The sequence below is a fragment of the Pseudomonas taeanensis MS-3 genome (assembly GCF_000498575.2).
GTDB lineage: Bacteria > Pseudomonadota > Gammaproteobacteria > Pseudomonadales > Pseudomonadaceae > Aquipseudomonas > Aquipseudomonas taeanensis.
Genome location: NZ_AWSQ01000009.1, coordinates 122,734 through 135,946 on the forward strand (window position 1 = coordinate 122,734; position 13,213 = coordinate 135,946).

General features: G+C 62.8%; 11 protein-coding genes. 9 read left to right on the top strand and 2 right to left on the bottom strand.

Annotated elements, in window-relative coordinates; genetic code table 11:
- Positions 1–214: 214 nt before the first annotated feature.
- Positions 215–1,129 carry a LysR family transcriptional regulator gene (locus TMS3_RS20820; RefSeq protein ID WP_025167227.1) on the bottom strand — a complete coding sequence of 305 codons (915 nt, stop codon included), beginning with the start codon at positions 1,127–1,129 and terminating at the stop codon, positions 215–217.
- Between the two features lie 306 nt (positions 1,130–1,435).
- Here TMS3_RS20820 and TMS3_RS20825 point away from each other — a divergent pair, with 306 nt between their 5' ends.
- From TMS3_RS20825 to TMS3_RS20835, 3 genes are read left to right on the top strand one after another with little or no spacing between them, the layout of a single operon-like run.
- Positions 1,436–2,926, top strand: coding sequence for an aldehyde dehydrogenase (locus TMS3_RS20825; RefSeq protein WP_025167228.1), 1,491 nt, complete (start codon positions 1,436–1,438; stop codon positions 2,924–2,926).
- A 42-nt stretch (positions 2,927–2,968) separates the two neighbouring features.
- A complete protein-coding gene (locus tag TMS3_RS20830) occupies positions 2,969–4,387 on the top strand; it encodes an APC family permease (protein ID WP_025167229.1) in 1,419 nt (472 codons plus the stop codon).
- A gap of 51 nt (positions 4,388–4,438) precedes the next feature.
- Positions 4,439–5,821 carry an aspartate aminotransferase family protein gene (locus TMS3_RS20835; protein WP_025167230.1) on the top strand — a complete coding sequence of 461 codons (1,383 nt, stop codon included), beginning with the start codon at positions 4,439–4,441 and terminating at the stop codon, positions 5,819–5,821.
- Positions 5,822–5,882: 61 nt separating this feature from the next.
- Here TMS3_RS20835 and TMS3_RS20840 read toward each other — a convergent pair whose 3' ends face one another.
- Positions 5,883–6,728, bottom strand: a complete 846-nt coding sequence (locus TMS3_RS20840) for an alpha/beta fold hydrolase (protein WP_025167231.1) — start codon at positions 6,726–6,728, stop codon at positions 5,883–5,885.
- Positions 6,729–6,836: 108 nt separating this feature from the next.
- Here TMS3_RS20840 and TMS3_RS24805 point away from each other — a divergent pair, with 108 nt between their 5' ends.
- The 6 genes from TMS3_RS24805 to TMS3_RS20865 all read left to right on the top strand — a co-directional run bounded on the left by TMS3_RS24805 (position 6,837) and on the right by TMS3_RS20865 (position 13,099).
- Entirely contained in the window at positions 6,837–7,460 is a 624-nt protein-coding gene (locus TMS3_RS24805) for a CGNR zinc finger domain-containing protein (RefSeq protein ID WP_160321044.1), read from the top strand.
- Positions 7,461–7,679: 219 nt separating this feature from the next.
- A complete protein-coding gene (locus TMS3_RS20850; RefSeq protein ID WP_025167233.1) occupies positions 7,680–8,888 on the top strand; it encodes an MFS transporter in 1,209 nt (402 codons plus the stop codon).
- Entirely contained in the window at positions 8,885–9,010 is a 126-nt protein-coding gene (locus TMS3_RS25780; protein WP_268788229.1) for a hypothetical protein, read from the top strand. The genes TMS3_RS20850 and TMS3_RS25780 overlap by 4 nt, the downstream gene beginning before the upstream one ends.
- Before the next feature lie 163 nt (positions 9,011–9,173).
- Complete coding sequence (locus TMS3_RS20855; protein WP_025167234.1) at positions 9,174–10,100, top strand: esterase/lipase family protein; 927 nt, start codon at positions 9,174–9,176, stop codon at positions 10,098–10,100.
- Positions 10,101–10,150: 50 nt separating this feature from the next.
- Positions 10,151–11,224 carry a lipase secretion chaperone gene (locus TMS3_RS20860; protein WP_025167235.1) on the top strand — a complete coding sequence of 358 codons (1,074 nt, stop codon included), beginning with the start codon at positions 10,151–10,153 and terminating at the stop codon, positions 11,222–11,224.
- An 87-nt stretch (positions 11,225–11,311) separates the two neighbouring features.
- Positions 11,312–13,099 carry a hybrid sensor histidine kinase/response regulator gene (locus TMS3_RS20865; RefSeq protein WP_025167236.1) on the top strand — a complete coding sequence of 596 codons (1,788 nt, stop codon included), beginning with the start codon at positions 11,312–11,314 and terminating at the stop codon, positions 13,097–13,099.
- The last annotated feature ends 114 nt before the right edge of the window (positions 13,100–13,213 follow it).

Here is a 13,213-nt window from a genome sequence, read left to right on the forward strand (position 1 = left end):
AGGAGGTCTAGTGATGCCTGTTTTCGCGCTTCAACGTGAGCTTCAGAACAATTCGATAGCTGCGCCAGCTCAGATTTAAAAGCTAGGCACGTACTTTCAGCGCTAGAGCCAAGAGCGGACTTTTTCAACCTAATTGGCCGACTGCAGCCCTTCGCAGATTCCCCACTACTCCTCGAACCTGCTCTCACCCCATCAGGTTCAGAGCTGCATCGTTTTACTCGGGCCTCGCCTGTCCCAGCTGCTCCTTGCAGTAATCCATGAACAGCTGTGCCGGTTTGGTCAGTTGGGCGCGCTTGAGCCAGGCGGCCACCAGGCCGGAGGTCGCCACCTGCTCGGCGATGTCCACTGTCACCACCTTCTTGCCGTCGTAGGTGCATTCCGAATGTGGGCGGGTCACCAGCAGCGAAAAGCCGAAGCCCTGACCGACCATGCCGCGAACCATCTCGATCGACGGTGAGCTGAAGACGATGTTCGGGGTCAGGCCCAGCTCAGTAAAGATACTCACGAAGTAGGTCCGGCTCGGTAGCACGTCGAGCAGGATCATCGGTTCCAGGCACAGGTCGCGCAGTGAAACCTGGGTCTGCTGGGTGAAGCGGTGACCCTCGGGCAGTAGCGCGTAGGGTTTCTGCGGCGGCATCAAGGGCTCGGTTTCGATGGTGTTGTCGAGGTCGTGTTCGTAGAGAAAGGCCAGGTCGAAGGTGCCGGCGGTGAGGCCCTGAACCAGTTCCTGTTGCTCGCCGTCGCGCAGGCGGATTTCCACTCCCGGGTAGAGGGCGGTGAACCCGGCGATCAGGCGCGGCAGGTATAACGGCGCCACCGTCTCGAAGCAGCCGATGTCGATCTGCCCGGCCACTATGTCGTTATCCGCCAGGGCGTTCTGCTCGAACTCGTGGGCCATGCGCAGCAGTTCCTGCGCCTTGCGATAGAAGCGCGCGCCGCTGGGGGTGAGCGATACGCCCTGGGCATGGTGACGAATGAGCAACTGCACGCCGAAGTTGTCCTCCAGGCCCTTGACCGCGGTGGAGATCGACGGCTGGGCGATATACAGCTTGCGCGAGGCCTCGGCAACGCTGCCAGCCTCCACGGTGGTCACGAAATACTTGAGTTGGCGCAAGGTATAGGTAGCCACGCAAACCTCTGCTGGGTTGGTGCTGCCCGGCACTCGGACAGTTGGTTGGGCTGGGGTGCAGCGGGCTTGATTGTCCGCCTGGTTCCGCTACGTCAGTTGTAGGCACTGCATGCGCGCTGGCGCAAGGGTCGCCCGTCGAGTCTGCACCATACCCCAGCTGCGCGGTTGGGGAGCGCTCGCTCTGCCGAGCTTTTTTATGGGTCCCGAGCATATTTTTACTAATTTTCCTCCGCCGAGGTATGTCGCAGTATCCCCCTCAACTGAACACATAGATGACCGTCGCGGCGGTCGATGAGGGAGTGCAGCGTGTTAGATCTCAGCTATTGGCAACAGCGGGCGGCTCGCCAAGGGTTTATCGACAAGGCACTGATCGGCGGGCGTCAGGTGGCTGCCGCCTCCGGTATGTCCTTCGACTCGATCAATCCTGCGACCAACCAGCTGCTGGCCCAGGTGACCGCCTGCGGCGAGGCCGAGGTCGACCTGGCGGTACGCAGTGCACGCCAGGCCTTCGAGCAGGGCCCCTGGGCACGGATGGCACCGGGCGAGCGCAAGAAAGTTCTGCTGCGTTTGGCCGAGCTGATTCTGCAGCACCGCGAGGAACTGGCGCTGCTCGACTCGCTGAACATGGGCAAGCCGGTGATGGATGCCTTCAACATCGACGTGCCCGGCGCCGCCCATGTGTTCGCCTGGTATGGCGAAAGCCTGGACAAACTCTACGACCAGGTCGCGCCCACTGCGCAGAACGTGCTGGCGACCATCACCCGTGTGCCGCTCGGCGTGGTCGCCGCTGTGGTGCCATGGAACTTCCCGCTGGACATGGCCGCCTGGAAGCTCGCGCCGGCGCTGGCGTCGGGCAACAGCGTGGTGCTCAAGCCGGCGGAGCAGTCGCCGTTCTCCGCCCTGCGTCTGGGCGAATTGGCGCTGGAAGCTGGAGTCCCGGAAGGCGTGCTGAATGTGCTGCCGGGCCTCGGTGAGTGCGCCGGCAAGGCCCTGGGCCTGCATCCGGATGTTGATTGCCTGGTGTTCACCGGTTCGACCCAGGTGGGCAAGTACTTCATGCAGTACGCGGCGCAGTCGAATCTCAAGCAAGTCTGGCTGGAGTGCGGCGGCAAGAGCCCGAGTCTGATCTTCGACGATTGCCAGGACCTCGATCTGGCTGCGGAAAAAGCCGCCTTCGCGATTTTCTTCAATCAGGGCGAGGTCTGTTCGGCCAACTCGCGCCTGCTGGTCCAGCGCTCGATCCATGACGAGTTCGTCGAGCGCCTGATCGACAAGGCCCGTCAGTGGCAGCCGGGCGATCCACTCGACCCCAGCAGCCGCGCCGGTGCCCTGGTCGATGCCGGTCAGACGGCTGGCGTGATGGGCTTTATCGAGGGCGCCCAGGCGCAGGGCGCGAAGCTGGTGTGTGGTGGCGAGCGCCTGAGCATCAACGGCTCGAGCAACTTCGTGCAGCCCACGCTATTTACCGGGGTCAGCGCCGAGATGCGTCTGGCCCGTGAGGAAGTGTTCGGCCCGGTACTGGCAATCAGTGCCTTCGATGACGAAGACCAGGCCGTGAGCCTGGCCAACGACAGCATCTACGGACTGGCTGCATCGCTATGGAGTGACGACCTCAATCGCGCTCACCGCGTCGCCCGCCGGCTAAACGCCGGCACGGTGTCGGTCAATACGGTGGACGCTCTGGATGTGACAGTGCCGTTCGGCGGCGGCAAGCAGTCCGGTTTCGGTCGCGACCTGTCGCTGCATTCCTTCGATAAGTACACCCAGCTGAAAACCACCTGGTTTCAGTTGCGTTAATCCGCAAGGGCATCCCCTACAACTACAAAAGAGGGTGAAACAATGACGCAGGATATAAGTGTTCCGCTGCAAGGTGCGGCCGCCGCACCACGGGTAAAGGGCGCGCGCAAAGCGCTGGGCCTGGGTTCCCTGCTGGCCGTGGCCATTGGCCTGGTGGTGTCGCAAGGGGTGATGGTGCTGATGCTGCAAGGCGCGGGTATTGCCGGCTTGGGCTTTATCGTGCCGCTGGGCCTGGCCTATCTGCTGGCCCTGAGCTACGCCTTTTCCTTTTCCGAATTGGCATTGATGATCCCGCGTGCCGGCAGCCTGAGCAGCTATACCGAGGTCGCGATTGGTCAGTTTCCGGCGATCCTGGCGACCTTCTCCGGTTACATAGTGGTGGCGATGTTCGCCCTGTCGGCCGAGTTGCTGCTACTCGATCTGATCATTGGCAAGGTCTACCCGCATGCCTTGCCGTCGATGACGGTGGCCTTCGGCGTGCTGGCCCTGTTCACCGTGCTTAACCTGCTGAATATCGATATCTTCGCCCGCCTGCAGTCCGTACTGGCGCTGGTGATGGTGGTGGTGTTGCTGTTGCTCGGGTTTAGCGCGGTCGGTCACGAGAACGCCGCTCCCATCGCCAGCCTCAGTCTGGAGGGCTGGAACCCCATGGGCTTCGGTGTACTGGCGCTTACTGCGCTGGCTATCTGGGGATTCGTCGGCGCCGAATTCGTCTGCCCGCTGGTGGAAGAGTCGCGTCGGCCGGAGCGCAATATTCCGCGCTCGATGATCATCGGTGTGAGTGTGATTTTCTTCACCATCAGCCTCTACTGCCTGGGCGCACTGCTGATGGTGCCGCAGGAAGAACTGGCCAGTAACGGTTTGCCGCATTACCTGTTCGCCACTGCGGTATTCGGCGAGACGGGGCAGCTGTTGTTGGTCACCGCTGCCATCACCGCTACCTGCAGCACGCTCAACACCTCGTTGGCGGCTATCCCGCGCATGCTCAGTGGCATGGCGCACAATGGTCAGGCGTTTCCTTGTTTCAAACGTCTCAGCGCACGTACCGGCGCACCCTGGGTGGCCGTATTGTTTGTCGCCGCCATCACCGGCTTGCCGGTTCTGCTGATGGGTGTCGATTCGATCAATCTGTTGCTGATCGCCGCCGCGCTGGCCTGGTTGCTGGCCTACATCATCGTCCATGTCGATGTGATCGTCCTGCGTCTGCGCTACCCGGACCTGGCCCGACCGTTCCGCACACCGTTCTACCCGCTGCCGCAGGTGATCGGTATCGTCGGCATGCTCTATGCCGTGTGGCACGCCTCGCCATCGCCCGAGTTGACTCTGCAGATTTTCGCCAGCGCCGGAGTGGTGCTGGGGATCGTCTCGCTGATCGCGGTGCTGTGGATCAAGTTGGTGATGCGCAAGCCCCTGTTCACCCCGGAGCCAATCGAGAAGGCGTTGAACCCGGACCAAGTCTGAAGACCGTATACGGTCGTAGAGTGATGCCCCCTGACGGGGAGGAGAGATGTAATGAATGCGCAAATCAAGCCAAACCGTGAAACCCGTGACTATCAGGCCCTGGATGCCGCCCACCACATCCATGGCTTCGTCGACCAGAAGGCGCTGAATGCCGAAGGCCCGCGGGTGATGGTCAAAGGCGAGGGCTTGTACCTCTGGGATAACGACGGCAACCGCTACCTCGACGGCATGTCCGGCCTGTGGTGCACCAATCTCGGTTACGGGCGCAAGGACCTCACTGCCGCCGCGACTCGGCAGATGGAGCAACTGGCCTACTACAACATGTTCTTCCACACCACCCACCCGGCGGTGGTGGAACTGTCCGAGCTGCTGTTCAGCCTGTTGCCCGGCCACTACAGCCATGCCATCTATACCAACTCGGGCTCCGAGGCCAACGAGGTGCTGATCCGCACGGTACGGCGCTACTGGCAGATTCTCGGCAAGCCAGAGAAGAAGGTGATGATCGGGCGCTGGAACGGCTACCACGGCTCGACCCTGGCCAGCACCGCACTGGGCGGCATGAAGTTCATGCACGAAATGGGCGGCATGCTGCCGGACATCGAGCATATCGACGAGCCCTACTGGTACGCCCAGGGCGGCGAGCTGACCCCGGCCGAGTTCGGCCGCCGCTGCGCTCTGCAGCTGGAGGAGAAGATTCTCCAGCTGGGCGCGGACAAGGTTGCCGGCTTCATCGCCGAGCCATTCCAGGGCGCTGGCGGCATGATCTTCCCGCCGGAAAGCTACTGGCCGGAGATCCAGCGTATCTGCCGCAAATACGATGTGCTGCTGTGCGCCGACGAGGTGATCGGCGGTTTCGGTCGCACCGGCGAGTGGTTCGCCCATGAATACTTCGGCTTCGAACCGGACACCCTGTCGATCGCCAAGGGCCTGACCTCGGGTTACATCCCCATGGGTGGCCTGGTGTTGTCCAAGCGCATCGCCGAGGTACTGGTGGAGCAGGGCGGGGTGTTCGCCCACGGCCTGACCTACTCCGGTCACCCGGTCGCCGCTGCCGTGGCGCTGGCCAATATCAAGGCGCTACGTGACGAAGGCGTGGTCAGCCAGGTCAAGAACGACACCGGCCCCTACCTGCAGCAGTGTTTGCGGCAGGTGTTCGGCGACCATCCGCTGGTCGGCGAGATCCAGGGCACCGGCCTGGTCGCGGCGCTGCAGTTTGCCGAAGACAAGGCGACCCGAAAGCGCTTCGTCAACGAGAACGACATAGCCTGGCGCTGCCGCACCATTGGCTTCGAGGAAGGCCTGATCATCCGCTCCACTCTGGGTCGGATGATCATGGCGCCGGCGCTGGTGGCCACGCGCGGTGAGCTGGACGAGCTGGTGGAAAAGACCAAGCGCGCGGTGGATCGCACCGCGCAGGAAATTGGCCTGCTCTAAGGTAAGTGCTTTCGCGTGCTCTGTATCCCGTCTTGCAAAGGCTCGGGGCACGCGATGCGGGCTAACGCCGGTTAGTGCTTCGCCCTGTAAGCGGAAGAAAGCCGAGCAGCGCCGCAACTAGGGCCTCGGGTGCGTCCTCCTGAACCAGGTGTCCCGAATGGGCAATTGCGGCAAAGCCGGCGCCGGGAATGGCTTGCTGCAACTGGCGACCCCGCTCGATGGGAATCCACTGATCCTCTTCTCCCCACAGGATCAATGTGGGGCAGTCTATTTCGCCGTAACGCGGCGCCATCTCCTCGGTATAACGTTGGTCCATCTGAGCGATCTGGCGATAAAACGCCGCCTGGCCGGTGTCGCCTAGCCAGGGTTGCACGTAGGGCGCCAACTCGGAGTCCGGGATGGCCCTGTGCACGGCGCCCCGCACATAGGCAGGCACTATCGCCTGGTGAATGTAGGCTGGAAGGCCGCGGAAGGCCGTCTCATGTTGGCGGACGTGCTGCACGAAGGGCGAGCCCCAGGGGGCCAGGGCCACTGGGTCGATCAGGGTCAGGCTGCGGTACCACTTGCCGTGGAGCAGATGCGCCCGTAGTGCCGTTGCCCCACCGAAGTCGTGGGCGACCACATCGGGGCGTTCAAGCCCCCAGTGTTCGAGCAGTTCCGCCAGCAATTCGCCTTGTACCCCGAGCGAGACATCCTGCCCTTCAGCCTGTTCGGATTGCCCATAACCGAGCAGGTCGAACCAATACACTTGGTGGGATTCAACGAAGTGGGGCACCAGGCGATGCCAGACATAGGAGGAGAAGGGCGTGCCATGCACGAACACCAGCGCCGGTCCTGTTCCCCTGACGGCATAACGGACCATCTGCCCGCGAAAGCGGTACTCATGCTCCAGCGGCCAATTAACCATGTGCATGCCCTCTTGCTGAATAAATAACAGTCTAAATTTAATTAGACTGTTATAGTTTTGCTGGTTAAATTGTAATTTGTCAAACCTGTTTAGAGTGTTAGAGGCGTGGTGCGCACATTGGAAGCTGAAGACGTTGACTGGGGTGCGGGATGTTTTGTCGGTGGCAGTCTCTGCCTGGACTTCTGTAATACCCAGGGAGGACGAAGCAAGGCGCGAGACAATGAGCGCCTGTCCAGCTACCAAGCCGTTGTGGGTTGGGCCGATGCAGCTCAGGGGCTCGATGTTCGGGAAGCCAGCGCGCTGCTGCTCATGGCACAAGCGCATCCCGAGCAAGCGTTGCGTAGCCTTGAGCAGCTGCGCGCTTTCCGAGAACGGCTCCATCGGTTGTTTGCCGCGTTGGCCAGTAACCAAGTCCCCCTGGCAGCAGATTTGGCCAGTGTACGTGCGGAAATCTGCGCAGCGATTGCGGTCGCTGAGTTGACCCGGCACGAGCAGGGTTTCAGCTGGGAAGTGACTATCGAAGCAGTGGGGTTGCAGACGCCTCTGGCACGTGTCGCGCTTTCGGCGCAGCAGTTGCTCAGCAGTGAGGCGGTGGTGCATGTGCGAGAGTGCGAACGCTGTTCCTGGTTGTTCGTCGATCGGTCGAAGAACAAGCGCCGCCGTTGGTGCAAGACAGAAACCTGCGGCAATCGGGCCAGGGCAGCCCGACATTATCAAATGACCAAGGGTTGACCCACTCTGTTCATCCACTTGTGGTGCGGTGGTGCGATTCTGCAGCGGTGTAGCGTTCAACCTCTTACTGAGCTGTAGGGAGAGTCGCCAGATGCTGGGTAGCAGCTTAGATCCTGTCCTTTATGGCGGCAGCCAATAGTCTGATTGCCTTATGGTGCGGTGCGCTTCAAGCTAGCCGATTGCTGCCGGGCAGCGGTACGGATTTCAGGTGATAGAGCGATGACGTCGTTAGGACGAACTACGTTATGGATCATGGTGGGTGGGTCGCTGATTCTCGCCCTGTCGTTGGGTACTCGGCATGGCTTTGGTTTGTTCCTGCCGCCGATGAGTGCCGAGTTCGGCTGGGGGCGTGAGGTGTTCGCTTTCTCCATCGCCCTGCAAAACCTGGTCTGGGGTCTGGCTCAGCCCTTTACCGGTGCACTGGCCGACCGCCTGGGGGCCAAGCGCACGATCATCGTCGGCGGCGTGCTCTACGCCGTCGGCCTGGTCTTGATGGGCCTGGCGGATTCGCCCTGGTCGCTGTCGCTGAGTGCCGGTCTGCTTATCGGCCTGGGCCTGTCCGGTACCTCGTTCTCGGTGATTCTCGGCGCAATCGGTCGCGCCGTACCGGTGGAGAAGCGCAGCATGGCCATGGGCATCGCCAGTGCCGCCGGTTCGTTCGGCCAGTTCGCCATGTTGCCGGGCACCCTGGGCTTGATTGGCTGGCTCGGCTGGTCCTCTGCGTTGTTGGTGTTGGGCCTGCTCGTGGCCCTGATCGTGCCGCTGGCGGGCATGATCAAGGATCACCCGCTGCCGGTTGTCGGCCATGAGCAGACTCTGGGTGAGGCGGTGCGTGAGGCCTGTGGTCACTCCGGCTTCTGGTTGCTGTCGCTGGGCTTTTTCGTCTGTGGCTTTCAGGTGGTGTTCATCGGCGTGCACCTGCCGGCCTATCTGGTCGACCAGCACCTGCCGGCGGTGGTCGGCACCACGGTGTTGGCCCTGATCGGTCTGTTCAACGTGTTCGGCACTTACTTCTCCGGCTGGCTCGGCGGGCGCATGTCTAAGCCGCGCTTGCTCAGCGCGCTGTACCTGGCGCGGGCGGTGGTGATCGCCGCCTTCGTCATGGCTCCGCTGACGACCTGGAGTGCCTATGCCTTCGGTATCGCCATGGGCCTGCTGTGGTTGTCCACGGTGCCCCTGACCAACGGTACGGTGGCGACCCTGTTCGGCGTGCGCAACCTGTCGATGCTCGGTGGCATCGTCTACCTGTTCCATCAGATCGGGGCCTTTCTCGGCGGCTGGCTGGGTGGTTACCTGTACGACCAAACCGGCAGTTACGATCTGGTCTGGCAGATATCCATCCTCCTCAGCCTGATGGCCGCGGCGCTGAACTGGCCGGTGCGCGAGCAGCCGGTGGCGCGTCTGCAAGGCGTTGGAGCCGGGGCATGAACACGCGATATTGGCTGGGTGGCGCTCTGGGCCTGGCCGCCGCCGCGCTGCTGGCGCTGATCTGGTGGGGCTGGCAGCAGGGCGGTCTGGCGTTTTTACAGCTTGGCGTGGGCATCTGCTAGGCGTGGCGCCGGGCTAGCTTGATTGTTCCCAGCCGCTAGCGCGTCACACTTGCGCGGTGCTCACCCATCTGGGCGATGGGCCGCTATTTATCACCTCCTTAGACTCTTGGTACGCCGGACGCAGTCTCCCGGCGTGCCCACAAGAAGAATAAAGGAGGCACCCATGCGTCGCGCATTCACTACAGCCCTGGCCGCACTGGCCCTGGCCGGAGCCGTCGAGGCCCAGGCCGGTTACACCCAGACCAAATACCCGATCGTGCTGGTACACGGCGTCACCGGTTTCGACACCATCGGTGGCTTGGTCAATTATTTCCACACCATTCCCTGGAACCTCGAACGTGACGGCGCCAAGGTGTACGTCGCCAGCGTCGCGGCATTCAACGACAGCGAGCAGCGTGGCGCCGAACTGGCCCGGCAGATCGTGCCCTGGGCTGGCGCCAATGGCGGCAAGGTCAATCTGATCGGCCACAGCCAGGGCTCGCCGACTTCGCGGGTGGCCGCGTCCTTGCGCCCCGATCTGGTGGCCTCGGTGACCTCGATCAATGGCGTCAACAAGGGCTCGAAAGTCGCCGACGTGGTCCGTGGGATCGTTCCGCCGGACGGTGCCATCGAAGGCGGCGCGAATGCGATAGCCGTCGCGCTGGGGACTGTGATCAATCTGCTGTCCGGCAACAGCAATCCGCAAAACGGCCTGGCTGCCCTGGAAACCCTGACCACACCGGGCACCGCCGCGCTGAACAGCCGTCACCCCTGGGGCGTGAACAACGCCAGTTACTGCGCCAAGTCGACCGAAGTGCAGAACGTGCGGGGCTACAGCATCCGTTACTTCTCATGGACCGGTAACTCCTCTTACACCAACATCTTCGATGCGGTCGATCCGTTCCTGGCCATCACCGGCCTGGCTTTTGGCAGCGAGAAAAACGATGGTCTGGTCGGTGTGTGTTCGACCTACCTGGGGCAGGTGCTCGGCGACAGCTACAACATGAACCACGTCGATGCGATCAACCACCTGTTCGGCATTCGCGGCTGGACCGAGCCGGTGTCGCTCTATCGTCAACATGCCAACCGTTTGAAGAACAAGGGCGTCTGATTTTTCTGTGCTTGCGGGCTGCACCGTGCGGCCCGCTATCGGGAGGTTCCATGCCTTTACCCTTGCGTTACCTCGGCCTGGTGGTCGTGCTGGCTGTTAGTGTCGCGGCTGCCACTATCTATTGGCAGTGGCCGACGCCTGTCGTGCCTGCGACCAGTTCCGCCACGGTGGCCGTACCGGCCGCCGTAACCAGCGCACCCAGCCCCTTGCTCGGCCAGGCTGCGCCAGCCGCTAAAGCGCGCGCCGCGTCACCTCCGCTGGTACCGAGCATGGCCGATACCGAGGTCGACGGCGAACTGAAGGTCGACAGCGCCGGCAACTTGCAACTCGATTTGGCCCTGCGTGATTACTTCGATTATTTCCTCAGCGCGGCCGATCAGGCTGGGCTGGAAGCCTCGGTCGAGGCCTTGCTGGCCGACGCCAACGCTCGTTTGCAGGAGCCTGCGCTGGGTCAGCTGATAGGCCTGCTGGGCGATTATCTGGAGTACAAACGCGCCAGCCTGGCATTGCTGCAGCAACCGCTGAACGCGCAACAACAGGCTCAGCCGCAGGACCAGTTGACCACCCTGCAACAGGCCTTCGACAGCCTGGCCCAGCTGCGCCGAGCCCACTTCTCGGTCGGCGCAGTGGAGGCGCTGTTTGGCGCCGAAGAAGCCTATGCGCGTTACACCCTCGATAGCCTGGCCGTACACAACCGCGATGATCTCAGCGCGCAGGGCAAGGTTGATATGCAGGAACGCCTGCGTGAGCAATTGCCCGAAGCCATGCGCGCCAGCGAGGAGCGTCAGAGCCTGGCCCTGGCGCAACAGGCGCAGAGCGAACAGCTGTGGCGCGAAGGGGCGAGTGAGCAACAGGTGCGTCAGTTCCTCAGCCTGACTTATGATCCACCAACGGTCGAGCGTCTGCTCGTCGAGCAACGCAACGAGCGAGCCTGGCAGCAACACTACGCGGCGTATCGGCAAGAACTGGCCAGCCTGCAAGGCAATGGCCTGAGTCCTACCGACCAGCAGCGCGAGCAGCAACGTCTGCGTCAGCGCTTGTTCAGCGCCGAAGACCAGCACCGAGTGGACACCTATGACGCGATTGCCGCCAAGCAACAGGACGCAGCCAACCCCGAACTCTGAGTCCTCAGCCAGCCCCGTCAGCGTGTCGCCTGATGGGGCGCTCCAGTCGGAGTCACCGTTAGCCCCGACGTTTGCCGGCGGCGCTCGATGAATCTGGAACAGGAGGAACGCCTGCTGCTCGCGCAGCAGCGCCGTGGCTATAACCGTCTGAAGTTCGCCACAGTGCTGGAACAGGGTTTTGTCGAGCACCGCGTGCAGCGCATGCGTCGGCGGCTGCTGTTGATCGCCAGTACGGCGATTGTCTTTCAACTGATCTATGCCGGCCTCGACCTGGCGTTGATGCCGCTGAGGGTCAGCCTGTCGGTCATGCCGTTGCGCCTGCTGGGGATTCTCGTGGTACTGCTGGCGGTCGTCTATTGCCGGCGCCCGCAGAGCCCGCCGCGTTTAGCGTTACTCGCGTACACCGGCACCTATGCGCTGAATGGCGCCTGTGTCGCGCTGATCATTCACCTGTGTTGGGCCCAGGGCGTGGCCATGCCCTATGACGGCCTGTTCCTGATAGTGCTGTTCGGCTATGTGCTGCTCGGCGTGTCGTTCCGCGCCGTGAGCCTGGCCGCTTGGGGCTTCTGTGCGCTGTTTCTGCTGCTCGGTGTGTGGTTGACCGAGCCGGGTGCCGCGCTGGCTTACCAGGCCTTGTTTCTGCTCTGCGCCAACCTGATCGGCAGCGGCGGCGCTTATCTGCAAGAGCATGGCCAGCGCGGCGCCTGGCTCAATCTGCGTCTGCTCGACCTGGCCCGGCAGCGCGCCGAAACCGATGACGCGCGCAAGTTGCGCCTGCTGGCCGCCGCCAGCCACGACCTGCGCCAACCGCTGAATGCCATGGGGCTGTACGCCCAGCACCTGCTGGAGCAAAGCCAGGAACCGAGCCTGCATCGCGTCAGCGGCCTGTTGGCAACCTCGGTGGAGCAACTCAGCCGCTTGCTGCAATCGATGCTGGATTACACCCGCCTGACGCTGCCCGGTGGTGTGCAGGTGAATGCCGAGGCCTTTGCCCTGCGTCCGTTGCTTGAGCGTTTGAGCGGCGAGGCGCGGCATGAGGCGCGGGTGCAGGGCATCGAACTGGAGCTGCACTGCACCGAGCTGTGGGTGCGCAGCGACCCGCTGTTGCTCGAGCGGATGCTGCGCAATCTGCTGAATAACGCCTTGCGCCATGCCCGAGCAGGACGGGTGTGGATCGGAGCTCGGGAAGATGGTGCTGACGTGCTGCTGGAGGTGGGCGACGATGGCCGTGGTTTGACCGCAGAGGAACAAACGCAGGTCTTCGAGGAATTCAGTCAGTTGGATAATCCGGGACGCAATGCCGAACGCGGTCTGGGCTTGGGCCTGGCCATCGTCCAGCAGCTGGCAACCTTGCTGGAGCATCCGCTGCAACTGCATTCCAGCCCGGGGCAGGGCGCGCGCTTTACGCTGCGTCTACCGTTCGCAGCGGCGGGCGAACGGCAGCCCACTGCGGCGGTTGGCGCCGCGTTGAGCGGTCGGGTGTTGCTGCTGGAGGACGATGACGCCGGGCGCGAGGCACTGTCTGGCTTATTGCGTCGTTGGGGGTGTCAGGTGTGGGCCTGCGCCGATCTGGAGGAGGCCTTGCAGTGTTTGGCGCAGGCGGCGCCACAGCTGCTGCTCAGCGATTACCGACTGGCGGCGCAGGAGGATGGATTACGCGCCATCGAGCGTCTGCGCGAGGAGGCTGGGCGGATGTTACCGGCGCTGCTGATCAGCGCCGACCTGACACCCGAGTTGCAGGAACGCTGCATCCCGGCGCACGTCACCCTGCTCGGCAAGCCGTTGCTGCCCGCGCGTTTGCGTCAGGCTCTGATAATGCTATTGCCGGCAGCGGTGACGGACGTGCCGTTGAAAGTACTTGCGAGCAGACCCTGATGTGCTGTCTCTAAATAATGGTTCTCCGCGAACTGACGTGAAGCAAGGCATTGCTTGGCCGCCAAGCGCAGCAACTTCGTAGGCTGGGTAGAGCGGAGCGAAACCCAGCGAGAG